At 61.3% G+C, this 22,886-nt stretch carries 19 protein-coding genes; 11 read left to right on the forward strand and 8 right to left on the reverse strand.

What is annotated here, in order from left to right; translation table 11 throughout:
* Positions 1 to 18: 18 nt before the first annotated feature.
* The 7 genes from phaC to AACY13_RS01645 form a co-directional block, all read right to left on the reverse strand.
* Positions 19 to 1,698, reverse strand: a complete 1,680-nt coding sequence (gene phaC / locus AACY13_RS01615; protein WP_339458745.1) for a class II poly(R)-hydroxyalkanoic acid synthase — start codon at positions 1,696 to 1,698, stop codon at positions 19 to 21.
* Positions 1,699 to 2,214: 516 nt separating this feature from the next.
* Positions 2,215 to 2,589 (reverse strand): DUF971 domain-containing protein, encoded by a 375-nt coding sequence (locus tag AACY13_RS01620; protein WP_339458748.1) that lies wholly within the window; start codon positions 2,587 to 2,589, stop codon positions 2,215 to 2,217.
* A gap of 97 nt (positions 2,590 to 2,686) precedes the next feature.
* On the reverse strand, positions 2,687 to 4,027 hold the full coding sequence (hslU, locus tag AACY13_RS01625; RefSeq protein ID WP_339458751.1) for an HslU--HslV peptidase ATPase subunit: 1,341 nt from the start codon (positions 4,025 to 4,027) through the stop codon (positions 2,687 to 2,689).
* A gap of 27 nt (positions 4,028 to 4,054) precedes the next feature.
* On the reverse strand, positions 4,055 to 4,585 hold the full coding sequence (hslV, locus tag AACY13_RS01630; protein WP_324521893.1) for an ATP-dependent protease subunit HslV: 531 nt from the start codon (positions 4,583 to 4,585) through the stop codon (positions 4,055 to 4,057).
* Between the two features lie 140 nt (positions 4,586 to 4,725).
* The gene (locus AACY13_RS01635) at positions 4,726 to 5,406 is read right to left on the reverse strand and encodes an SPOR domain-containing protein (protein ID WP_339458761.1); all 681 of its coding nucleotides are present in this window, start codon (positions 5,404 to 5,406) and stop codon (positions 4,726 to 4,728) included.
* Positions 5,407 to 7,146 carry an arginine--tRNA ligase gene (gene argS / locus AACY13_RS01640; protein ID WP_339458763.1) on the reverse strand — a complete coding sequence of 580 codons (1,740 nt, stop codon included), beginning with the start codon at positions 7,144 to 7,146 and terminating at the stop codon, positions 5,407 to 5,409. It lies immediately after the preceding gene.
* A gap of 137 nt (positions 7,147 to 7,283) precedes the next feature.
* Positions 7,284 to 9,503: a primosomal protein N' gene (locus tag AACY13_RS01645; protein WP_339458765.1), complete on the reverse strand. Its 2,220-nt coding sequence runs from the start codon at positions 9,501 to 9,503 to the stop codon at positions 7,284 to 7,286.
* 165 nt (positions 9,504 to 9,668) lie between these two features.
* Between AACY13_RS01645 and rpmE the strand changes: the two genes are divergently transcribed.
* The 4 genes from rpmE (at position 9,669) to AACY13_RS01665 (ending at position 13,517) form a co-directional block, all read left to right on the forward strand.
* Positions 9,669 to 9,884, forward strand: a complete 216-nt coding sequence (gene rpmE, locus AACY13_RS01650; RefSeq protein WP_339458767.1) for a 50S ribosomal protein L31 — start codon at positions 9,669 to 9,671, stop codon at positions 9,882 to 9,884.
* Positions 9,885 to 9,910: 26 nt separating this feature from the next.
* Positions 9,911 to 10,711 (forward strand): thermonuclease family protein, encoded by an 801-nt coding sequence (locus AACY13_RS01655; protein ID WP_339458769.1) that lies wholly within the window; start codon positions 9,911 to 9,913, stop codon positions 10,709 to 10,711.
* Between the two features lie 32 nt (positions 10,712 to 10,743).
* The gene (locus tag AACY13_RS01660; RefSeq protein ID WP_445262528.1) at positions 10,744 to 12,147 is read left to right on the forward strand and encodes a M48 family metalloprotease; all 1,404 of its coding nucleotides are present in this window, start codon (positions 10,744 to 10,746) and stop codon (positions 12,145 to 12,147) included.
* A gap of 101 nt (positions 12,148 to 12,248) precedes the next feature.
* On the forward strand, positions 12,249 to 13,517 hold the full coding sequence (locus AACY13_RS01665; RefSeq protein WP_339458772.1) for a malic enzyme-like NAD(P)-binding protein: 1,269 nt from the start codon (positions 12,249 to 12,251) through the stop codon (positions 13,515 to 13,517).
* Positions 13,518 to 13,674: 157 nt separating this feature from the next.
* Here the strand turns inward: AACY13_RS01665 and AACY13_RS01670 are convergent, their stop codons facing one another.
* The gene (locus tag AACY13_RS01670; RefSeq protein ID WP_445262513.1) at positions 13,675 to 16,074 is read right to left on the reverse strand and encodes a penicillin-binding protein 1A; all 2,400 of its coding nucleotides are present in this window, start codon (positions 16,072 to 16,074) and stop codon (positions 13,675 to 13,677) included.
* 184 nt (positions 16,075 to 16,258) lie between these two features.
* Between AACY13_RS01670 and AACY13_RS01675 the strand changes: the two genes are divergently transcribed.
* The 7 genes from AACY13_RS01675 to aroB are packed head-to-tail and all read left to right on the forward strand — an operon-like array spanning position 16,259 to position 22,881.
* Positions 16,259 to 17,323 carry a pilus assembly protein PilM gene (locus tag AACY13_RS01675; protein WP_339458777.1) on the forward strand — a complete coding sequence of 355 codons (1,065 nt, stop codon included), beginning with the start codon at positions 16,259 to 16,261 and terminating at the stop codon, positions 17,321 to 17,323.
* On the forward strand, positions 17,323 to 17,892 hold the full coding sequence (locus AACY13_RS01680; protein WP_339458779.1) for a PilN domain-containing protein: 570 nt from the start codon (positions 17,323 to 17,325) through the stop codon (positions 17,890 to 17,892). The genes AACY13_RS01675 and AACY13_RS01680 overlap by 1 nt, the downstream gene beginning before the upstream one ends.
* Complete coding sequence (gene pilO, locus AACY13_RS01685; protein WP_339458781.1) at positions 17,892 to 18,515, forward strand: type 4a pilus biogenesis protein PilO; 624 nt, start codon at positions 17,892 to 17,894, stop codon at positions 18,513 to 18,515. The genes AACY13_RS01680 and pilO overlap by 1 nt, the downstream gene beginning before the upstream one ends.
* Positions 18,512 to 19,036 carry a type 4a pilus biogenesis lipoprotein PilP gene (gene pilP, locus AACY13_RS01690; RefSeq protein ID WP_339458782.1) on the forward strand — a complete coding sequence of 175 codons (525 nt, stop codon included), beginning with the start codon at positions 18,512 to 18,514 and terminating at the stop codon, positions 19,034 to 19,036. The genes pilO and pilP overlap by 4 nt, the downstream gene beginning before the upstream one ends.
* A 55-nt stretch (positions 19,037 to 19,091) precedes the next feature.
* Positions 19,092 to 21,203, forward strand: coding sequence for a type IV pilus secretin PilQ (gene pilQ / locus AACY13_RS01695; RefSeq protein WP_339458784.1), 2,112 nt, complete (start codon positions 19,092 to 19,094; stop codon positions 21,201 to 21,203).
* A 4-nt stretch (positions 21,204 to 21,207) separates the two neighbouring features.
* Complete coding sequence (gene aroK / locus AACY13_RS01700; protein ID WP_339458786.1) at positions 21,208 to 21,726, forward strand: shikimate kinase AroK; 519 nt, start codon at positions 21,208 to 21,210, stop codon at positions 21,724 to 21,726.
* A 51-nt stretch (positions 21,727 to 21,777) separates the two neighbouring features.
* Positions 21,778 to 22,881 (forward strand): 3-dehydroquinate synthase, encoded by a 1,104-nt coding sequence (aroB, locus tag AACY13_RS01705; RefSeq protein WP_339458788.1) that lies wholly within the window; start codon positions 21,778 to 21,780, stop codon positions 22,879 to 22,881.
* Positions 22,882 to 22,886 lie beyond the last annotated feature (5 nt).

Genomic DNA, 22,886 nt, shown 5'->3' on the forward strand with positions numbered 1-22,886 from the left:
TGCGCAGTGCGCAGTCGATTAGCGTTCGTGCACGTAGGTGCCGGGGGCGGCTTCGCCCGCGGCATATTTCTTGTTGCCCAGTTGCCCGGGAGCCTTTTTCTGCTCGCCGGAGCGCTCGGCCAGCCAGGACTGCCAGTGCAGCCACCAGGAGTCGGCATGCTTGGTCGAGCTGGCCTGCCAGGCTTTGGGGTTGAGCGGCATTTCGCTATTGGTCATATAACGCGCCTTGGGGTTGCCAGGCGGGTTGAGAATGCTCTGGATATGCCCGCTGTTGGACAGTACGAATTCGACCTTGCCGCCGAACAGGTTGGCCGACTTGTAGCAGGACTCCCAGGGGGTGATGTGGTCGGTGGTGCCGGCGACGCAGAACAGGTCGCAGGTGACCTGCTTGAGATCGATTGGCGTGCCGCAGACTTCCAGGGCCCCGGGGCGGATCAGCGGGTTGGACTTGAACATCTCGATAAACTCGCCATGCAGGGCAGCCGGCAGGCGGGTGGTGTCGTTGTTCCAGTAGAGGATGTCGAATACAGGCGGCTCGTTGCCCAGCAGGTAGTTGTTGACCCAGTAATTCCAGATCAGGTCGTTGGGGCGCATCCAGGCGAACACCTTGGCCATGTCGCTGCCTTCCAGCACTCCGGCCTGATAGGAGCGGCGCTTGGCGGCTTCCAGGCTTTTCTCGTCGGCGAACAGCGCCACATCGGTTTCCAGGCGGTTGTCCAGCACGCTGACCAGCAGGGTCAGGGCATGCACCTTGTGCTCGCCGAGGGCGGCGTAGTGGCCCAGCAGGGAGGTGGTGGTGAGGCCGCCGGAGCAAGCCCCGAGCATGTTGATGTCCTTGCTGCCGGTGACGGCGGTAACCACGTCGATGGCTTCCTTCAGCGCTTCGATATAGCTCGACAGGCCCCACTCGCGGTGGGCCTTGGTCGGGTTGCGCCAGCTCACCACGAAGGTCTGGATGCCGTTGCGCAACAGGAAGCGGGCCACGCTTTTTTCCTGCGACAGGTCGAAGATATAGAACTTGTTGATCTGCGGCGGCACCACCAGCAGCGGACGCTGCTGGACCTGCTCGGTGATCGGCTTGTACTGGATCAGTTCCAGCACTTCGTTGCGGAAGATCACTGCGCCGTCGGTGGTGGCCAGGTTCTTGCCGACCTCGAAGGCATTCATGTTGACCTGGCTGGGCATGCCGCCGTTGTTGACGATGTCCTTGGCCAGGTGCGACAAGCCGTCGAGCAGACTCTTGCCGCCGGTTTCGAAGAAGCGCTTGACCGCCGCCGGGTTGGCCACGGTGTTGGTCGGGGCCATGGCTTCGGTCATCAGGTTGATCACGAAGTGGCCGCGGCTGGCATCCTGCTCGGACAGGTTGCTGTGCTCGACCCAGTCATGCAGTTCCTTGCGCCAGGCCAGGTAAGTCTGCAGGTAGCGCTTGTACAGCGGGTTCTGGCTCCAGGCCGGATCGGCAAAGCGGCGGTCGCCGTCTGCGGGCTTGAGTTCGGACTGGCCGAACATCACATTCTTCAGTTCCATGCCGAAATGGGCGACATGCTTGGCGCTGTGGAAGGGCTGTTTGATGGCCTGGCGCAATACCAGGCGGGCTGAAGTCAGCAGGTCTTTACCGCTGATGCCGATCACCGGGTTAAGGCCGAGAGTGTTCTCGGAGGCCTGGCGCTTCAGGTCATCATTGTTCTTGTCAGTCATCTACAACGCTCCATTGTCCTGAGACGAAATACCGGCGTACTGCTGTGCACGGTGACACAGGGCTAGAACCTGCTCTAAGTCAGCTGCGCGTCGGTCCTGCTGCGTTAAAAACAGACTCGGAATGCTCATGTACAAAAGTACACTCCGCTTCCTCACTAGTTTTTGCCTTGCATGACTCTAGCTCGCGAGACTTTTAGCCGGTTCCATGAACCAGGTATTGCCCGGGTTGCCGAGGGCGGATCAGCTCCGCAGTCTTCTCTGCACCCGAGATGCCCGGGCGCAAGGAAACTTCCAGCTACTTGGTTACCCGAGTTTGTGAAATTGTGCAAGCTGGTCGCGATATGGACCGAATGCGTGGGGAGTATGCCGGGAAGGATTAGAAAATGCGCTCTAACCGGCTAGGCACAAGGGTTTAGGCGGGCTGCCGGGGTGCGACGGATTGTCGCCCGGCAGGCGTCGTGAGGGTATAAAACTGAAGCGCCCGGGCCATTCCTGACGGCCCGTCGCGCCTGCGCTTCAGAGCATCAGCTTGACCACGCTTTCGTTGGGGTCGCGGGACTTGCCGGCGGCGGCAAGCGCGGCCAGGTAGTCGGCCCACAGGCGTTCCTGTGCGGTGGCCAGTTGCTCGAGGTAATCCCAGGTAAACAGGCCGCTGTCGTGGCCGTCGTCGAAACTCAGCTTGAGGGCGTAGTTGCCGGCGGGTTCGATCTTGCTCAGGCCGACATGCAGTTTGCCCGCCTGCAGGATGGGCTTGCCGTGGCCCTGGACTTCGGCCGAGGGCGAGTGCACCCGGAGAAACTCCGCCGGCAGGCTGTAACGCTCGTCGGGGCCGTAGTGCAGCTCCAGGGTTTTCGAGGCTTTGTGCAGTTTTATCGCGGTAGGAATACGCATGGGCGGGTTCCGCAGGGAATGTAGGAGCGAGCTTGCTCGCGATCATGTTAAATCGCCAGCAAGGACTAGGCGTCCCCCTCGCTCCTACAGGCTGCTGTTAGAGGATATAGCGCGAGAGGTCTTCGTCCTGCGCCAGTTCGCCGAGGTGGCTGTTGACGTAGGCCGCGTCGATGACGATCGGCGTGCCGTTCTGCTGGCCGGCCAGGTCGCCTGCGCTGAAGGAGACTTCCTCGAGCAGACGTTCGAGCAGGGTGTGCAGGCGGCGCGCGCCGATGTTCTCGGTCTTTTCGTTGACCTGATAGGCAATCTCGGCGATGCGCTTAATGCCTTCGGCGACGAACTGGATACCCAGGCCTTCGGTATTCAGCAGTGCGGCGTATTGCTCGGTCAGCGAGGCGTGCGGCTCGGTGAGGATGCGTTCGAAGTCTTCTGGGGTCAGGGCTTTCAACTCGACGCGAATCGGCAGGCGGCCTTGCAGCTCGGGCACCAGGTCACTCGGCTTGCTCAGGTGGAAGGCCCCCGAGGCGATAAACAGGATGTGGTCGGTTTTGACCATGCCCAGCTTGGTGTTCACCGTGCAGCCTTCGATCAGTGGCAGCAGGTCGCGCTGTACACCTTCGCGGGACACATCGGCACCGCTGGTGTTGCCGCGCTTGGCGACCTTGTCGATCTCGTCGATAAACACGATACCGTTCTGTTCCACCGCTTCCAGGGCCTGAGCCTTGAGTTCTTCCTCGTTGACCAGGCGCGCGGCTTCTTCGTCGCGCACCAGCTTGAGTGCTTCTTTCACCTTGAGCTTGCGGCTCTTCTTCTTGCCCTTGCCCATGTTGGAAAACAGGCTCTGCAGCTGGTTGGTCATCTCCTCCATGCCCGGCGGGGTCATGATTTCGATGCCGGCCGGTGCATCGGCCACTTCGATCTCAATGTCCTTGTCGTCCAGCTGGCCTTCGCGCAGACGCTTGCGGAACAGCTGGCGGGTGTTGGAATCACTGCCCGGCGCGGCTTCCTCGTTGAAACCCGTGCGGGCCGGTGGCAGCAGGGCATCAAGGATGCGCTCCTCAGCAGCATCTTCGGCGCGGTGACGGACCTTGATCATCTCCTGCTCGCGCAGCATTTTGATCGCCGCATCGGCGAGGTCACGGATGATCGACTCGACATCGCGGCCGACATAACCGACCTCGGTGAATTTGGTCGCTTCCACTTTGATAAAGGGTGCGTTGGCCAGTTTGGCCAGACGTCGGGCGATTTCGGTTTTGCCGACGCCGGTTGGGCCGATCATCAGGATGTTCTTCGGTGTGACTTCGGCGCGCAGCTCAACCGGCAGCTGCATGCGCCGCCAGCGGTTGCGCAGGGCGATTGCCACAGCGCGCTTGGCGTCGTCCTGACCGATGATATGGCGGTTGAGTTCGTGAACGATCTCGCGGGGCGTCATGGACATGCGGCGTACTCCAGAAAAGACCGCGCCTTACTCGGCGCAGTCTTCCTCTTCAATAGTCAGGTTTTGATTGGTGAAGACACAGATGGAGCCGGCAATGTTCAGCGCGGTTTCGGTGATTTCACGGGCGCTCAAGTCGGTTTTCTGCAACAGGGCCATGGCCGCGGCTTGGGCGAAGCCGCCGCCGGAACCCATGGCGATCAGGCCGTGTTCGGGCTCAACCACATCACCGTTGCCGGTGATGATCAAGGAGGCGTCTTTGTTGGCCACGGCCAGCATGGCTTCCAGGCGGCTCAACGAACGGTCGGTGCGCCAGTCTTTGGCGAGCTCGACAGCGGCGCGCACCAGGTTGCCTTGGTGTTTCTCCAGCTGGCCTTCAAAGCGCTCGAACAGGGTAAAGGCGTCGGCGGTGGCGCCGGCAAAACCGGCCAGCACTTGGCCGTGGTACAGGCGGCGCACTTTTTTCGCGTTGCCTTTCATCACGGTATTGCCGAGGGACACCTGGCCGTCGCCGCCCATGACGACTTTGCCGTTGCGGCGCACTGAAACGATGGTGGTCAAGGGGAGAGTCTCCACGCAGCGGGGCGAAAGTGCCCAATGCTGAGTGAAGTGGGGGCAGCGGTGGCCCGCTTCAAGCCCTGGGCGCGCGCCGTCCGACAAATAGTCGTCAGACGGTGCCCGAGAGCCTGAAATCGCGTGGTTTATTGCGCCTGGCGCTGCTGTAACAACAGATTGCTGAAGCCGCTGGCGGCCAGGGACTTCTGCGCCTGGCCGAGCTGCTCGCGGGTGGCGAAGGGGCCGACCAGCACGCGGTGCCAGGTTTCCTCACGCACCGTACCGGACTCCACCTGCACATTCTGTCCGAGCAGGATGATTTGCGCGCGCAGGCCGTCGGCGTCGTCCTTGCGGCGGAACGAGCCGGCCTGGAGGAAGAACTGCGAGCTGACCGGGCCTTTGGCGACCACCGGTGGCGGTGGCGGCACCTGGCCGTTGAGCGCGGCCTCGGCGCGGGCGGCATCGATCTTCGCTGCTTCCTCAGGGGTGACCGGTTTCTGCGCCGGTGGTGCGGGTGGCTCGATGGGCTGCGGCGGCAGTATCACTTCCGACTCCGGCAGCAGGGTGTAGAAGTCGTACTTGGGCTTGGCTGGCTCGTGGGTGGCCGGCTTGCTGGCCGCCGCTTTGCTGGCCTGGGTGGCGCGCGCCTGTTCGACCTTGCTGCGCTTGATGTCGTCGCGACCCGGTTCGAGGCTGAACAGAAACACCATAAAGCCGCCGATCACCAGGCCGCAGACCAGCCAGAACCAGCCCGGCACCGGCTTCTTCGCCGGGGCCTGATAGCGGCTGGCACCGCGCTTGGGTGCGGCTTTTTTCTTCGCCGCCACCTACATGCGCTCCAGGGTGTCCAGGCCGAGCAGTTCCAGGCCCTGCTTGAGCGTGCGAGCGGTCAGCGCGGCCAGGCGCAGGCGGCTGTTGCGCACACCTTCGTCCTCGGCGGAGAGGATCGGGCAGTTCTCGTAGAAGCTGGAGAACAGCCCGGCCAGGTCATACAAATAGGCGCAGAGCAGGTGCGGCTCGCCCTTGTCGGCAACGCTGGCGAGTACTTCGTTGAATTGCGCGAGCTTGCCGCCCAGTTCGATTTCGTGGGCGGCCTGCAGCTCGAGGCTGCCCTCAATCTGCTCGAAGCCCTTGCCCAGCTTGCGGAATACGCTGGCCACACGGGTGTAGGCGTACAGCAGGTAAGGCGCGGTGTTGCCCTCGAAGCTCAGCATCAGCTCGAAGTTGAAGCGGTAGTCGCTGGTGCGGTGCTTGGACAGGTCGGCGTATTTCACCGCACCGATGCCCACGGCGCGGGCGATCTGGCGCAGTTCGGCTTCGGGAAGCGTGGGGTTCTTGTCCTTGACCAGGGCGTAGGCACGCTCTTCGGCCTCATCGAGCAGGTCGACCAGCTTCACGGTGCCGCCGTCGCGGGTCTTGAATGGGCGGCCGTCGGCACCGTTCATGGTGCCGAAACCCATGTGTTCCAGTTGCATCGTTTCAGGGACGAAACCTGCCAGGCGCGCAGCAGTGAAGACCATCTGAAAGTGCAGGGCCTGACGCTGATCGACGAAGTACAGCGCGCGGTCGGCTTTGAGTACGTTGGCACGATAGCGGGTGGCAGCCAGGTCGGTGGTGGCGTAGAGGTAACCGCCGCCAGCCTTCTGCACGATCAGCGGCAGCGGGTTGTCATCAGCGTTCTTGAACTCGTCCATAAACACGCACTGGGCACCGTCGCTTTCGCTGAGCAGGCCCTTGGTCTTGAGGTCGGCAACCACCTTGGCCAGGTCGTCGTTGTAGGCGCTCTCGCCCTTGACGTCGGCCATGGAGAGCTTCACCCCGAGGCGGTCGTACAGCGCCTGGCAGTGGCTCAGGGAGATGTCGTTGAAACGGTGCCACAGGCGCAGGCATTCGGCATCGCCGGCCTGCAGCTGCACCACCAGCTCACGGGCCCGCTCGGCGAACTCAGGGGAATCGTCGAAGCGCTTCTTTGCCGCGCGGTAGAAGCCTTCCAGGTCGGCCAGCTCGCTTTCGGCGGCGGCCGGGTTTTCCTGCATGTAGGCCAGCAGCATGCCGAACTGGGTGCCCCAGTCGCCCACGTGGTTCTGCCGGATCACCTCGTCGCCGAGGAACTCCAGCACCCGCGCCACGCCGTCGCCGATGATGGTCGAGCGCAGATGGCCGACGTGCATCTCCTTGGCCAGGTTGGGCGCGGACAGATCGACCACCACGCGCTGCGCAGGGCCGGCCTTGCATACGCCGAGCTTGGCGTCGGCCAGCAGGGCGTCCAGGCGCGCGGCCAGGGCCTGGGTGTCCTGGTAGAAGTTGAGAAAGCCCGGGCCGGCGATCTCGACCTTGCTGATGGCGGCCTCGCTAGGCAGAGCGGCGATCAGCTTCTCGGCCAGGTCACGCGGTTTCAGGCCGGCCGGTTTGGCCAGCATCATGGCGATATTGCTGGCGAAGTCGCCGTGGCTCTTGTCTCGGGTGTTCTCCACCTGAATGGCCGGAGTCAGGCCCTCGGGCAGCACGCCGTCGGCGGTGAGGCGGGACAGGGCTTGCTGGATCAGGTGGCGAATAGTGTCTTTCATGGTCTCTCGGGTCGCCCGTGGGCATTGGTCGAAAACTGCGCATTATAAAAGCAGCGGCAGGCGGCAGGCCACAAGCAGGGTGCGCTCTGGGCAGTATTTAGCTGGGGTGAGGCCTGACGCGCATGGCGCACCCTACCTTAAAACAGATCGATGGGGTCCACATCCAGCGACCAGCGCACCGCGCGGCCGCTGGGCATCTGCTCCAGGGCCAGCATCCAGCTGTTGAGCAGGCGGTGCAGCGGCGCGCGGGCGTTAGCCTGGACCAGCAGCTGGGCGCGGTAACGGCCGGCGCGGCGCTCCATGGGCGCGGGTACCGGGCCGAGCAGTTCGATACCGCTGAGTTGCAGTTCGTTCAATAACAGCTCGGCTTCCGTGCAGGCATCGTCGAGAAAGCCTTCGGCCTGGCCCGGCTTGTGCGCTTCGGCGCGCAGCAGGGCGAGGTGACAGAACGGCGGCAGGCCGGCACCGCGGCGCTCGCTCAGGGCCTGCTCGGCGAAGGCGAAGTAGCCCTGCTCGGTCAGCTGCACCAGTAGAGGATGGTCGGCCAGGTGGCTCTGGATAATCACCTTGCCCGGCTCTTCGGCGCGACCGGCGCGGCCGGCGACCTGAACGATCAGCTGGGCCATGCGCTCGCTGGCGCGAAAATCCGCAGAGAACAGGCCGCCGTCGGCATCCAGGATCGCCACCAGGGTGACGCGGGGGAAATGGTGGCCCTTGGCGAGCATCTGGGTGCCGACCAGGATGCACGGTTCGCCGCGCTGCACGGTGTTGAACAGGCTGGTCATGGCTTCCTTGCGCGAGGTGCTGTCGCGGTCGACGCGCAGTACCGGTACGCCGGGAAAGAGAATTTCCAGGCGTTCTTCGGCGCGCTCGGTGCCGGCCCCGACCGGGCGCAGGTCGACGTTGTTGCATTTCGGGCAGTTGCTCGGCTGGCGCTCGACATGACCGCAGTGGTGGCAGCGCAGCTCGCGCGAGCGCTGGTGCACGGTCATGCGCGCATCGCAGCGCGGGCATTCCGACAGCCAGCCGCAGTCGTGACAGAGCAGGGTCGGGGCAAAGCCGCGGCGGTTGAGGAACACCAGTACCTGCTGGCCGGCCTGCAGGGTCTGGGCGATGGCCTGCTGCATGGGCCCGGAGATGCCGGAGTCCAGCGGCCGGCTTTTTACATCCAGGCGCAGAAAGCGCGGCTGCTTGGCACCGCCGGCGCGTTCGCGCAGGTGCAGCAGGGCGTAGCGGCCGCTGTGGGCGTTGTGCAGGCTCTCCAACGAGGGGGTGGCCGAGCCAAGCACGATCGGGATGTTTTCCTGGTGGGCGCGGACCACGGCCAGATCGCGGGCGTGGTAGCGCAGGCCTTCCTGCTGCTTGTAGGAGGCGTCGTGCTCCTCGTCGATGATGATCAGGCCCGGGCGCTGCATGGGGGTGAACAGCGCCGAGCGGGTGCCGATGATGATGTCCGCCTCGCCATCGCGGGCCGCCAGCCAGGCGTCCAGGCGCTCGCGATCATTGACCGCCGAGTGCAGCAGGGCGATACGGGCGTTGAAGCGTTGCTCGAAGCGCACCAGGGTCTGCGGCCCGAGGTTGATCTCCGGGATCAGCACCAGGGCCTGCTTGCCGGCCTCCAGGGTCTCGCGGATCAGCTGCAGATACACCTCGGTCTTGCCGCTGCCGGTCACCCCGGCCAGGAGAAAGGCGTTGAAACTGCCGAGGCCCGAGCGGATCGCCTCGCTGGCGGCGCGCTGTTCGGCATTCAGCGGCAGTTCCGGCTGGGCAAGCCAGCTGGCGTGGCGCGCACTCGGCGCATGGCGGCGTACTTCGACCTGTACCAGGCCCTTTTCCTGCAGCAGGTCGAGACTGTCCTTGTTCAGCTGCAGTTTGCTCAGTAGCGGGTGAGCAACGCCGTGGGGATGCTGGGCGAGGGTTTTCAGGGCGTCGCGCTGGCGTGGCGCGCGGCTCAGGCGTGGATCGTCCAGCTGTGCGCCCGCAGCGATGGACCAGAAGCGTTCCTGGCGCACTTCCGCCGGCTCGCCCTGGCGCAGCAGTACCGGCAGCGCCCAGCTGAGGGTGTCACCGAGGCTGTGTTGGTAATACTGGGCGGTCCACAGACACAGCTTGAACAGCGCGGGCGGCAGCGGCGACTGGGCGTCGAGCAGCTGCAAGGCGGGTTTGAGCTTGTCCGCTGGCACCTCGCTGTGGTCCGTCACCTCTATAAGGATGCCGATCATTTCCCGCCGGCCAAAGGGCACGCGCAGCCGCGCGCCAGGCTGCAGGGCGCTGCGTGGCACACCGGGCGGGGCACGGTAGTCGAACAGGCGGCGCAGCGGCGAGGGCAGGGCGAGGCGCAGAATGGCGTCGGGCACGCAAAGGCTCCAGCTGGAAGGGCGCGATCTTAGCATGCAGCCGGGCGACGGTCGGTGACTGCCGCGGCTTGCGTCGCCGCGGTGCTCTGGTATCATCGCCGGCCTAATTCCGTGCGGTACCCGACAATAGTGTCGAGTGGCGGCACGTCAGCCCGAGGAAATACCATGAAAGCCGATATCCATCCTACTTACGAAGCCCTCACCGCTACCTGCAGCTGTGGCAACGTGATCGAAACTCGCTCCACCCTGACCAAGCCGCTGGCCCTGGACGTGTGTAACGAGTGCCACCCGTTCTACACCGGCAAGCAGAAAATGCTGGATACCGGCGGCCGTGTTGATCGCTTCAAGCAGCGTTTCGGCATGTTCGGTGCCAAGCAGTAAGCTTGCGCACAGCGACGGAGACCCGCATGGGTTGCCCCGCGCTACTGAAAAAGGCGTCCCTTGTGGGCGCCTTTTTCGTTTTCGGCTTTTATTCGGGTGCCGCGCTGGCGTTCTGTCCAGCCCCCGGCAACTTGCCCAGCGTCCAGGTTCAGCGGGTGGTGGACGGCGACACCTTGCGCCTGGTCGATGGGCGCAGTGTTCGCTTGATCGGCCTGAATACGCCTGAGCTGGGACGCCAGGGGCGCTCCGCCGAACCCTTCGCCGAAGTCGCGCGCAAGCGCCTGCAGGCTCTGGTGGCGGCCGGCGATGGGCGCGTCTCGCTGCAGCTCGGCCAGCAGACCAGGGATCACTACGGGCGCACCCTGGCCCATGTCTACGACAGTCGCGGGCGCAACCTGGAGGCGCAGTTGTTGGCCGAAGGGCTCGGCTATATGGTGGCCATTGCACCCAACCTGGCCCTGGTGGACTGTCAGCAGAGCGCAGAACGCGGCGCGCGTCAGGCGCAGCTGGGGCTCTGGCGCAACCCGCCGATTCGGAGCCCTGGGCAATTGCAGCGCGGCGGCTTTACCTTGGTTCGGGCCAGGGTCGAGCGTGTCGAGCGCAATCGTGGTGGTGTGTGGCTGGAGCTGGGTGATTCGACGGTGCTGCATGTGGCCGCCCAGGCCCTGGATGGCTTTGACCTGCGCCAATTGCAGGGCTTGGCCGGGCGCAGGGTCGAGGCCCGGGGCTGGTTGATCGACCGCTCGCGGCGCGGCGGCTTGTCAGCGGGGCAGGCGCGCTGGATGCTGCCCTTGACCCATGCGGCGATGCTGGAGGTGCTGCCGTGAATCTGCGGCTATTGGCTGTGCTGGTGCTGTTGATGCAGCTGGCCGGTTGTGCGGTCAATCCGGCGACCGGACGCAACAATTTCGTGATGATGAGCGAGCAGCAGGAGTTGGATCTCGGGCGGCGCTATAACCAGCAGATCCTCAAGCAGAACCCGCGTTACGCCGACGAGAAGCTGCAGGCCTATGTCCAGCAGGTCGGCGAGCGAGTGGCGAGAAGCAGCCACCGCAACCAGTTGGCCTATCGGTTCACCGTGGTCGACAGCCCGGATATCAACGCCTTCGCCTTGCCAGGCGGTTATATCTATATCCACCGCGGGCTGCTCGCCTACCTCAATTCGGAAGCCGAGTTGGCCGCCGTTCTGGGCCATGAGATCGCTCATGTGACCGCCCGGCACAGCGTGCAGCAGCAAAGCCAGTCCACCGCCTGGGGCGTGCTGGGCCAGGCCGTGGCGATCGGTACCGGCGTAGGGGCCGCAGCCGATGTCACCAATGTGCTGGGCAGCGCCTTTGTCCGTGGTTATGGCCGCGATATGGAGCTGGAGGCCGACGGCCTGGGCGCGCAGTATCTGGCCCGTAGCGGCTACGATCCGCAGGCGATGATCGAAGTGGTCAGGGTGTTGAAGAATCAGGAGGTTTTCAGTCGCGATCAGGCCGCCAGGCGCGGTGAGGCGCAGCCGGCCGGCGGTTATCACGGTCTGTTCGATACCCACCCGGATAACGACCGGCGTTTGCAGCAGGTGCTGGGCCCGGCGCAGGCCTTGGCGACCGGCCAGCAGGAGGTCAATCGCGAGGCCTTTCTCAGGCACTTGGAAGGTTTGCCCTTTGGTGATTCCGCCGAAACCGGCGTGCGCCGTGGCCAGCGTTTCTACCATGCAAGCCTGAACTTCACCCTGGCGTTTCCCGAAGGCTGGGGTCTGCTCAATCGCCCGGATGCGCTGATCGGTCACACCGCCGATCAACAGGCGTTTATTGCCATGACCCTGGAGGATAATCCGCAGAAACTGACGCCGGCTGAGCTGCTGCGCCAGCGCGTCGGCAGCCAGCGCCTGATGGCCACTGTCGAGTTGCAGCAGGCCGGCCTCAAGGGCTATAGCGCGGTGATTCCGGGCAATGCGGCCAAGCGCGTGGCGGTTATCCAGCATGGCGCAGGGGCTTATCTGTTTGTCGCCGCGGTGCGTGGTCGTGCCGCGCTGGCAAGCCAGGATGAGCAGTTTCTAAGCGTGATCAAAAGCTTCCGACCGATGACCCGGGCCGAGTACCAGCAGGCGCAGCCGCTGCGCCTGCACAGGGTCAAGGCCAGGTCGGGGCAGACCATCGAGGCGCTGGCCAAGGGCAGCAAGCTGCCGGGCGACGCCCTGGCGACCCTGCGTTTGCTGAATAATCTCTATCCTGACGGCGAGCCGAAGCCGGGGGATTGGCTTAAAGTCGTACGCTAAGTCGCTGGACACTGGCGGGCTTGTCAGTCTTGTGCAGCTGTATACAACTTGCGTATCCTCGGCCGCCTGCCTGTTCAACAGCCCAAAGCGGAAATGCCACCATGTCTGATCTGAAAACTGCCGCTCTCGAATATCACGCCCATCCCCGTCCGGGTAAGCTGAGTGTCGAGCTAACCAAACCCACCGCCACTGCTCGCGACCTGTCGCTGGCCTACAGCCCGGGTGTCGCTGAGCCTGTGCGTGAAATCGCGCGTGATCCGGAGCTGGCGTACCGCTACACCGGTAAGGGTAACCTGGTGGCAGTTATTTCCGATGGCACCGCGATCCTGGGTCTTGGCGACCTCGGTCCACTGGCCTCCAAGCCGGTAATGGAAGGCAAGGGTGTGCTGTTCAAGCGCTTTGCCGGTATCGACGTATTCGACATCGAAGTCGAGTCCGAGAGCCCGCAGGCCTTTATCGACACCGTACGTCGCATCTCGATCACCTTCGGTGGCATCAACCTGGAAGACATCAAGGCACCCGAGTGCTTTGAAATCGAACGCACGCTGATCGAACAGTGCGACATTCCGGTGTTCCACGATGACCAGCACGGCACCGCCATCGTGACGGCCGCTGGCATGCTCAACGCCCTGGAAATTGCCGGCAAGACCCTGCCGGAAGCCAAGATCGTCTGCCTGGGGGCCGGTGCTGCTGCCATCTCCTGCATGAAGCTGCTGGTGAGCATGGGTGCCAAGGTCGAGAACATCTTTATGATCGACCGCAAGGGCGTGATCCACGCCGGCCGCGACGATCTGAACCAGTACAAGGCGGTGTTCGCCAGCGAAACCGACAAGCGCACCCTGTCCGATGCGCTGGATGGCGCTGACGTATTCGTCGGCCTGTCGGGTGCCAACCTGCTGGCTCCTGAAGACCTCAAGCGCATGGCGTCGACCCCGATCGTCTTCGCCTGCTCCAACCCGGATCCGGAAATCAAGCCGGAACTGGCCCATGAAGTGCGTGATGACGTGATCATGGCCACCGGTCGTTCCGACTACCCGAACCAGGTCAACAACGTACTGGGCTTCCCCTTCATCTTCCGCGGTGCCCTGGACGTTCGCGCGACCCGCATCAACGAGGAAATGAAGATCGCCGCTGCTCTGGCGCTGCGTGACCTGGCCAAGCTGCCGGTACCGCAGGAAGTCTGCGACGCCTACGGCGGCATTGCCCTGTCGTTCGGCCGCGAGTACATCATTCCGAAGCCGATGGACCCACGCCTGATCACCGTCGTCTGCGACGCGGTGGCCAAGGCCGCCATCGAAAGCGGCGTGGCGACTCTGCCGTATCCGAAGCATTACCCGCTGCAATCGGTGGATGACGTGTTCAACGGCTAAGCCGACACGCAATAAAAAACCCGCTTCGGCGGGTTTTTTATTGCGTGTCGGTACGCTGTTGCATGCAGGGAACGGCGGCGCTTGCGTGTGACGGGGCTATCGTCCCGTGGCGCACCCTGCCCGTGGCGTAGGCCGTTGGGCAGGGTGGGCGCAGAGGCTAGAACAAATCGAAGGGGGCCGCTTCGTCAGCCGGTAGCGGGCTGCCGGGAATGCCCAGGCCCATCTCGAACTCGCCCATGGAGGGCGGCGAGTCTTCGCTCTTGAACAGCTCGTAGTAGGCGTCCTGTGTGCCCGGGCTGGCGATGCGGCCGCTGTGCGGGTCGATGCGCAGGGTCAGCATGCCTTCGGGTTCCACCGGCAGATGGCTGGGCCTGTCTTTCAGTGCCGCCGCCATGTAGTTCATCCAGATGGGCAGGGCTACGGTGCCGCCATATTCGTTGCGGCCGAGGCTTTCGGGCTGGTCGAAGCCGGCCCAGACGGTGGTGATGTAGTCGGCGTTGTAGCCCGAGAACCAGCTGTCTTTGGATTCGTTGGTGGTGCCGGTCTTGCCTGCAAGGTCGTTGCGGCCGAGTGCCAGGGCGCGGCGTCCTGTACCGCGCTTGATCACATCCTGGAGCATGCTGGTCATGATATAGGCGGTGCGCTCGTCGATGATCCGTTCGGCGATGATGGGCTCGGCCTGGTTAGTGACTTGCAGTCCGTCGGCCTGCTGGGCGTCCTTGTCCGCGCTGTCGGGGGTTTGTGCCGGGTTGGCAACAAACAATAGCTGCCCGGCGCGATCTTCTATGCGCTCGATCAGGTAGGGCTCGGTTTTATAGCCGCCGCTGGCGAACACGCTCCAGCCTTCGGCGATTTCCATAGGGGTCAGGCTCGCCGTACCCAGGGCCAGGGAGAGGTTGGGCGGGAGGTCCTTCTTCTCGAAACCGAAGCGTTCGATATAGCGCAGGGTGCTGTCGATGCCGAGATCTTGCAGTAAGCGAATGGAAACCAGGTTGCGTGAGCGGTACAAGGCTTCGCGCAGGCGGATCGGGCCGAGGAAGGTATTGTTGTCATTCTTCGGCCGCCATACCTGCGCCAAGGCATCGTCGGCAAAGACGATAGGCGCATCGTTGACCAGGGTGGCGGCGGTATAGCCTTTATCCAGTGCGGCACTGTAGACAAATGGCTTGAAGCTGGAGCCTGGCTGGCGTTTGGCTTGGGCGGCGCGGTTGTAGTTGCTCTGCTCGAAGGAGAAGCCGCCAACCAGTGCGCGGATGGCCCCGTCGTGTGGATCGAGGGATACCAGTGCGCTTTGCACGGCGGGCAGTTGCACGAAGCGCAGGCTGTTGTCTGCCTGGCGTTGCACGCGAATCAGGTCGCCGACCTGCACAACGTCTTCTGGGCGCTGGGGGCGCGGGCCGATGCTGTTGGTATGGAGGAAGGGGCGTGCCCATTTCATGCTGTCCCAGGCCACTGCCGTTTCTTCGCCGGAACGGGTCAGTACGAGGATGCCGCTGTTCTCGACCGCGGTCACAATTGCCGGCTCGAGGCCACCCAGGGCGCTGAGCTTGTTCAGCGCAGTCAGCCAGCTTTCCCGAGGCATGCCCGGCAGGCGGTTTTCCGGTCCGCGATAGCCGTGGCGTTGATCGTAGTCGATCAGCCCTTCGCGGACGGCGTGGTTGGCGGCCTGTTGCAGGTCGCTGGGCACCGTGGTGGTAACGTTGAAGCCTTCGGTATAGGCATCGCTGCCGTAGCGGCCGACCATCTCGGCGCGGGCCATTTCCGCCACGTAGGGTGCATCCAGTTCGGGCCTTGGGACGTGGTAGCTGGCATTGATGGGTTCGGCCAGCGCCTCTTCATAGCGCTGTTGATCGATGCGCCCGAGGCTGTACATGCGCCCGAGAATCCAGTCGCGCCGCTCCATGGAGCGCGACGGATTGACCAGGGGGTTGAAGCGCGACGGGGCTTTGGGCAGGCCGGCAATCATGGCCATTTGCGCCAGGCTGATTTCGCGAATGGGTTTGCCGTAATAGACGTGGGACGCCGCCTCGATGCCGTAGGCGCGGTTGCCCAGGTAGATCTTGTTGACGTAGAGCTCGAGGATTTCGTTCTTGCTCAGCTCTCGCTCTATCTGCAGGGCCAGGAGAATTTCATTGATCTTGCGCGAGAAGCTGCGCTCGCTGGTGAGGAAGAAATTCTTCGCCACCTGCATGGTGATGGTGCTGCCGCCACTCTGGATCTGACCGCTTTTCAGAATTTGCGTTGCAGCGCGCATCAGGCTGGTCAGGTCGACGCCATAATGATTGGCAAAATTATCGTCTTCGGCCGCCAGCAAGGCGCTGATGAAATCCTCGGGTATATCGGCGAAAGCAATGGGGGAGCGGCGCATTTCGCCGAATTCGGCGATCAGCTTGGCGTCACTGCTGTATACCCGCAGAGGAATCTGCAGCTGGATACTGCGTAACGATTCGACGGAGGGAAGGCTAGGGCTAAGATAAAGAAACGCGCCGCTGAAACTGAGTAGCAGGCCACAAAAAGCAGCGACGCAAGACCAGCAGAAAAATCGCAGAAGACGCATCAAGATTTTTGGATTTCCAGATAAAAGAACGAGTTAAGCGAAACTCAAGGTTAAAAGAGAAAAACTGATCACATTATAAGCGGTTTTTTTGCCGGGTAGCCATTTGCGCTTCTGTCAAGACTGTTATTTAATGTGAAAAAACATAAATAGTCCGTAAGTCGCGGATGCCAATAGGAAATCGGTCGTGCTAGGGCTCTTCAATAAGAAAGCGAATACGCTACTCGGGATCGATATCAGTTCGACCTCCGTCAAGCTCCTCGAATTGAGTCGCTCAGGAAGCCGCTACAAGGTAGAGGCTTACGCTGTCGAGCCGCTCCCGCCCAATGCTGTGGTCGAGAAAAACATCGCCGAGCTCGAGGGCGTCGGGCAGGCCCTTTCACGCGTCCTGGCGAAAGCCAAAAGCGGCGTGAAAACGGTCGCTGTGGCCGTCGCGGGTTCTGCGGTGATTACCAAAACCATCGAGATGGAGGCCGGGCTTTCCGACGACGAGCTGGAAAATCAGCTGACGATCGAAGCCGACCAATATATTCCCTACCCGCTTGAAGAGGTGGCGATCGACTTCGAAGTGCAGGGGCCATCCCCGCGCAATGCGGATCGCGTCGAAGTGCTGCTGGCGGCGTGTCGCAAGGAGAATGTCGAGGTGCGCGAAGCCGCCCTGGCGCTGGCCGGGCTGACAGCCAGAGTGGTAGACGTCGAAGCCTATGCCTTGGAGCGTGCCTATGGCTTGCTCGTCGAGCAAATGGGCGGCGGTCGCGATGAGCTGACCGTAGCCGTGGTCGATATTGGCGCGACCATGACCACCCTCAGCGTTCTGCACAACGGGCGGACCATCTACACCCGCGAGCAGTTGTTTGGCGGCAAGCAGCTTACCGAAGAGATTCAGCGTCGCTATGGCCTGTCGGTGGAGGAAGCCGGTCTTGCAAAAAAACAAGGCGGTCTCCCGGATGACTACGACAGCGAAGTTTTGCAGCCGTTCAAAGAGGCTGTAGTCCAGCAGGTCGCGCGTTCCTTGCAGTTTTTCTTTGCCGCGGGCCAGTTCAATGATGTCGATTACATCCTGCTCGCCGGCGGCACGGCTTCCATTCCCGACCTCGATCGCCTGATCCAGCAAAAGATTGGCACGCAGACCCTGGTGGCCAACCCCTTTGCCGATATGGCGCTGAGCGGCAAGGTCAATGCGGGTGCCCTGGCCAGTGATGCGCCGGCATTGATGATCGCCTGTGGTCTGGCAATGAGGAGTTTCGACTAATGGCGCGGATTAACCTTCTCCCGTGGCGCGAGCAACTGCGTGAAGAGCGCAAGCAGCGCTTTCTGGTCACGCTGGCCGGCGTTCTTGTGGTCGCTGCCGGCGTAGTCTTCCTTGGCGACCAGTATCTGAGCGGCGCAATTGAGCAGCAGGACGCCCGCAATGAATTTGTGCGCAAGGAAATTGCCGTGCTGGATGCGCGCATCAAGGAAATCAGCGAGCTGAAGACCCGTCGCCAGCAGCTCTTGGAGCGGATGAAGATCATTCAGGATCTTCAGGGCAACAGGCCTATTATCGGCCGCGTATTCGACCAGCTGGTTCGGACTCTTCCCGATGGTGTCTATTTTAGTGGCGTTAAAATGACGGCCAAAGATATCGCCATCGTCGGTGCGGCAGAGTCGAATAATCGGGTTTCCAGCTTGATGCGCAATCTTGATGCGTCGGAATGGCTGACTCAACCGAACCTGACCGAGGTCAAGTCGGTCACGGCTGGAGCTGTGGATCAGGCTAACGTGTTCAAGCTGAGTGTGCAGCAGACGCAGCCAGCGCTTGATGCGCAGGAGGTCAAGTAATGAGCCTGAATGATTCGTTGGAAGGTCTGCGTCAAATAAACCTGAGTGAGCTGGATTTTAATAACGTTGGCTCGTGGCCTGCGGCAATAAAATTTATTGCCAGTCTGCTCCTGCTGATAGTTGTTCTGGCCCTGGGGTATAACTTTCATCTGAAGGAATTGCAGGAAAATCTTGAGCGTAGGCAGGCGGAGGAGGTCTCACTAAAGGAGCAATTTTCTGCCAAGGCTTTCCAGGCTGCCAACCTTGAAGCCTACAAAGAGCAGATGGCGGAAATGGAAGTTTCCTTTGGTTCCATGCTCAAGCAGTTGCCCAGTGATACCGAAGTTCCGGGGCTGCTGGAAGATATAACCCGGACCGGGTTGGGCAGTGGCTTGGAATTCGAAGAGATCAAGTTGCTGCCCGAGGTGGCTCAGCAGTTTTATATTGAGTTGCCGATTCAAATCAAAGTGGTTGGTAGTTATCACGATCTGGCGACTTTTGTTAGTGGCGTTGCGAGCTTGCCGCGTATTGTGACGCTGCATGACTTTGAGTTATTGCCATCCGCTGCGGACAGCAGTTCGACCTTGCGTATGAGTATCTTGGCCAAGACTTATCGCTACAATGATAAGGGGCTGGAAAAATGAAGTTCTCGAATTTGTTGTTCTTCTGTGCTGCGCTGGGGTTGAGTGGCTGTGGCGCAAGTCATGATTTCTCCGATCTTCAGGTCTATATGGATGAGGTGCGTGCGCGTCCCAAAGGTGCTATTGAGCCACTGCCAACATTTCAGCCCTATGAGAGTTTTACTTATGCTGCGGCTTCACTGCGTAGCCCTTTTCAGCCACCTGTAAAAATAGATATGACTCGGCGGCAGAAGGGTTCGCAGGATGTAAAACCCGATGAATTACGACCTAAGCAATTTCTTGAAGACTTTAATATAGAGGTCTTTCAAATGGTCGGCACGCTCGCAAATGACGGCGGTGTATTTGCCTTGGTCAGCGGTGCCGGTGGTGTCCATCGGGTCAAGGTGGGTGACTACTTGGGGCGTAATCATGGGCGCATTCTGGCCATTGATGAGTCGAAAATCGATGTGGTTGAAATCGTTCCAGATGGTGAAGGTGGCTGGCTGGAACGACCGCGCAGCCTCTCCCTTAAGGAGCGCTCTTAATAAGAGCGGAGTGAATATGAAGAAAAATAACCGGTCTGCCCAACGGAACCTGATAATGAACAGCTCCCTTTCGCGTTTAGGTCTTTCCCTGTTAGCAGGGTTGTTGTCGCCATCGCTCTTGGCGGCGGATCTGCAAAAGCTTGATGTTGCGGCGTTGCCTGGCGATAAGGTCGAGCTGAAGTTGACTTTCGATGAGCCGGTATTGGCCCCGCGTGGCTATACCATCGAGCAGCCAGCGCGTATCGCTCTGGATTTGCCGGGCGTTTCCAACAAGCTGGGTGCAAAGAATCGTGAGTTGGGCGTGGGCAATGCGCGAAGCGTTACTGTCGTAGAGGCCAAGGACCGTACTCGGTTGATCATCAATTTGACCAATCTGGCTCCTTACAGCACCCGTGTTGAAGGTAATCATCTCTATGTGGTTGTAGGCGAGGGTGCGCGTACGGCGACCGCCGCTGTGCAGTCTGCCCCCGTTGCTACCGCTGCGCCGGCCAAGGTTTATGCTCCGCAAGGTCGGGCAATCAGCAATATCGATTTCCAGCGCGGCGATCAGGGTGAGGGCAATGTCGTCATTACCTTGTCGGATGCTTCGGTGAGCCCTGATATTCAGGATCAGGGCGGCAAGATTCGTCTGGATTTTGCCAAGACCCAGCTCCCTGAGCCCCTGCGCGTACGTCTGGATGTGAAGGATTTTGCCACGCCGGTACAGTTTGTCAGCGCCAGCGGTTCGGCCGACAAGGCCAGTATCGTTATCGAGCCTACGGGGCTCTATGACTACCTGGCGTACCAGACCGATAACAAGCTGACCCTGAGTATCAAACCTCTGACTCAGGATGATGTCGAGGCGAGGAAGGCTGAGCGGTTTGCCTATACCGGTGAGAAGCTTTCGCTGAATTTTCAGGATATCGACGTTCGTTCGGTGCTGCAGCTGATTGCCGACTTTACCGATTTGAATCTGGTGGCCAGCGATACGGTTGCCGGCAATATTACGTTGCGCCTGCAGAATGTGCCCTGGGATCAGGCCCTGGATTTGGTGCTGAAAACCAAGGGGCTGGATAAGCGCAAAATCGGCAACGTGTTGTTGGTCGCGCCGGCGGATGAAATTGCCGCGCGTGAGCGGCAGGAGTTGGAGTCGCAGAAGCAGATTGCCGAGCTGGCTCCGCTGCGTCGCGAACTGATTCAGGTCAATTATGCCAAGGCCTCCGATATGGCCAAGTTGTTCCAGTCGGTCACCAGTGCCGACGGCGCTGGTGATGAGCGCGGGTCGATCACAGTCGATGACCGGACCAACAGTATTATCGCCTACCAGACTCAGGATCGCCTGGATGAGCTGCGTCGTATTGTTGCGCAGTTGGATGTGGCGGTTCGTCAGGTGATGATCGAGGCGCGAATCGTTGAGGCCAGTGTTGATTTTGACAAGAGTCTCGGGGTGCGTTGGGGCGGTGCGGTTCGGTCAGGCAATTGGCGCAGCTGGGGTAAGGATGGCAACATCGGTATTGAGGATGAAGATGGCCTGAGCTGTGGCCCTTTTGCGGGTAACTGTACTCTTCCTGTGACTGAGGGCGGCGGGAGTCCTGTCCCGTTTGTCGATATGGGGGCTATCAACAGTAGTTCCGGTATTGGTATTGGCCTTATCACCAATAATGCAATTCTTGACCTCCAGCTAAGTGCCATGGAAAAGACGGGTAATGGCGAGGTGGTCTCCCAGCCGAAAGTGGTGACCTCGGATAAAGAGACCGCGAAGATACTCAAAGGTGCGGAAATTCCTTATCAAGAGGCCAGTTCCAGCGGGGCAACCTCTACTTCTTTTAAAGAGGCTGCGCTGTCTTTGGAGGTCACTCCGCAAATTACGCCAGATAACCGTATCATCATGGAGGTCAAGGTCACCAAGGATGCTCCGGATTTCGCGAACTCGCTCAATGGCGTGCCCCCGATTAACAAGAATGAAGTCAATGCCAAGGTGCTGGTCGCCGATGGTGAGACCATTGTGATTGGTGGTGTGTTCTCTAATACTCGAACTAAAGGTGTGGATAAGGTGCCGTTCTTGGGCGATGTCCCTTATTTGGGGCGTCTGTTTCGCCGTGATACCGTACGGGACTCGAAATCCGAGTTGCTGATTTTCCTCACCCCACGCATCATGAACAACCAAGCCGTTGCGGTGAGCCGTTGATTAAGTGCGTAATTTGATTCTCGTTGGCCCGATGGGTGCTGGTAAAAGCACCATCGGGCGTTTGCTTGCCAAAGAGCTGCGGTTACCGTTCAAGGACTCGGATAAGGAAATCGAGCAGCGCACGGGTGCGGATATTCCCTGGATCTTCGATGTTGAGGGTGAGCAGGGTTTTCGTGATCGTGAGCAGGCTGTGATTGCCGAGTTGTGTGAGGTGGATGGCATGGTGCTGGCCACCGGCGGTGGCGCGGTGATGCGCGCGGAGAATCGTGCGGCGCTGCGCGGCGGTGGTCGTGTGGTGTATTTGCATGCGTCGGTCGAGCAGCAGGTCGATCGCACGTCGCGTGATCGCAACCGACCTTTGCTGCGTTCGCCGAATCCTGGAAAAGTGCTGGCCGATCTGCTGGCTATTCGTGATCCCCTTTATCGCGAAATTGCAGATGTGGTAGTGGAAACCGATGAGCGCCCACCCCGTATGGTCGTTCAAGAGATACTGGAGCGCATCGAAGCGCTTCCTCCCCGTTAAAGCGTAGGCTGAACTGCGCTATCCTAGGGCCCTTTGCAATCTGGGGGCTTTATGCAAACTCTTCATGTCGAGCTCGGCGAGCGTACCTACCCCATTTATATCGGGAGCGACTTGCTGCGCCGTACGGATTTGTTGGCGGCGCATATCGCTGGCCGGCAGGTGGCCATTGTCACCAATGAAACGGTTGCCCCTCTTTATCTGGCGCCTCTAGAGCAGGCGCTGGCGGGCTATAGCGTGACGTCTGTGGTCTTGCCGGATGGCGAGGCCTTCAAGACCTGGGAAACCCTGCAGCTGGTGTTCGACGGATTGCTGGGCGCGCGGCATGATCGGCGCACGACCGTCATCGCCCTGGGTGGTGGTGTGATCGGGGATATGGCCGGCTTTGCCGCAGCCTGTTACCAGCGCGGCGTCAATTTTATTCAGGTACCTACCACCTTGTTGTCGCAGGTCGATTCGTCGGTAGGCGGCAAGACCGGGATCAATCATCCGCTGGGCAAGAATATGGTGGGGGCGTTTTACCAGCCGCAGGCAGTTCTGATCGATACCGCCAGCCTGGCGACCTTGCCGGCTCGCGAGCTGTCCGCAGGTCTGGCCGAGGTGATCAAGTATGGGTTGATCTGTGATGAGCCATTTCTATCCTGGCTGGAAGAGCATATGGCAGCATTGCGCGGCCTCGACCAGGAGGCGCTGACGGCTGCCATCGCCCGCTCCTGTGCGGCCAAGGCGCGAGTGGTTGCGGCCGATGAGCGTGAGTCTGGCGTGCGCGCCACCTTGAACCTGGGGCATACCTTTGGCCATGCCATCGAGACCCATCAAGGCTATGGCACCTGGCTGCATGGCGAGGCCGTGGCGGCCGGAACCGTGATGGCGTTGGATATGTCCGAGCGTCTGGGCTGGATTTCCGCCGCCGAGCGCGATCGTGCGGTGCGCCTGTTCGTGGTGGCCGGGCTGCCGGTCGTTCCGCCTCTGGAAATGACCCCGGAGGACTTTATGGAACATATGGCCGTCGACAAGAAAGTGCTGGACGGCCAGTTGCGCCTGGTTTTGTTGCGAGGTCTGGGAGAGGCGGTTGTGACCGCCGAGTTTGCCCCAGAAGTGTTGAATGCCACGTTGCGCGCAGACTATGCGGCGCAGCTGGATCGGCTTAAAAATTAATGAGT

The sequence above is a fragment of the Pseudomonas sp. EA_105y_Pfl2_R69 genome (assembly GCF_963970915.1).
Lineage (GTDB): Bacteria > Pseudomonadota > Gammaproteobacteria > Pseudomonadales > Pseudomonadaceae > Aquipseudomonas.

Bases quoted from the DNA above. Each gene is read 5' to 3' on its own strand.
- phaC (WP_339458745.1), bottom strand. From the start codon at position 1,698: ATGACTGACAAGAACAATGATGACCTGAAGCGCCAGGCCTCCGAGAAC.
- AACY13_RS01620 (WP_339458748.1), bottom strand. From the start codon at position 2,589: ATGCGTATTCCTACCGCGATAAAACTGCACAAAGCCTCGAAAACCCTG.
- hslU (WP_339458751.1), bottom strand. From the start codon at position 4,027: ATGTCCATGACGCCCCGCGAGATCGTTCACGAACTCAACCGCCATATC.
- argS (WP_339458763.1), bottom strand. From the start codon at position 7,146: ATGAAAGACACTATTCGCCACCTGATCCAGCAAGCCCTGTCCCGCCTC.
- rpmE (WP_339458767.1), top strand. From the start codon at position 9,669: ATGAAAGCCGATATCCATCCTACTTACGAAGCCCTCACCGCTACCTGC.
- AACY13_RS01655 (WP_339458769.1), top strand. From the start codon at position 9,911: ATGGGTTGCCCCGCGCTACTGAAAAAGGCGTCCCTTGTGGGCGCCTTT.
- AACY13_RS01660 (WP_445262528.1), top strand. From the start codon at position 10,744: ATGCAGCTGGCCGGTTGTGCGGTCAATCCGGCGACCGGACGCAACAAT.
- AACY13_RS01665 (WP_339458772.1), top strand. From the start codon at position 12,249: ATGTCTGATCTGAAAACTGCCGCTCTCGAATATCACGCCCATCCCCGT.
- AACY13_RS01670 (WP_445262513.1), bottom strand. From the start codon at position 16,074: ATGCGTCTTCTGCGATTTTTCTGCTGGTCTTGCGTCGCTGCTTTTTGT.
- AACY13_RS01680 (WP_339458779.1), top strand. From the start codon at position 17,323: ATGGCGCGGATTAACCTTCTCCCGTGGCGCGAGCAACTGCGTGAAGAG.
- pilO (WP_339458781.1), top strand. From the start codon at position 17,892: ATGAGCCTGAATGATTCGTTGGAAGGTCTGCGTCAAATAAACCTGAGT.
- pilP (WP_339458782.1), top strand. From the start codon at position 18,512: ATGAAGTTCTCGAATTTGTTGTTCTTCTGTGCTGCGCTGGGGTTGAGT.
- pilQ (WP_339458784.1), top strand. From the start codon at position 19,092: ATGAACAGCTCCCTTTCGCGTTTAGGTCTTTCCCTGTTAGCAGGGTTG.
- aroB (WP_339458788.1), top strand. From the start codon at position 21,778: ATGCAAACTCTTCATGTCGAGCTCGGCGAGCGTACCTACCCCATTTAT.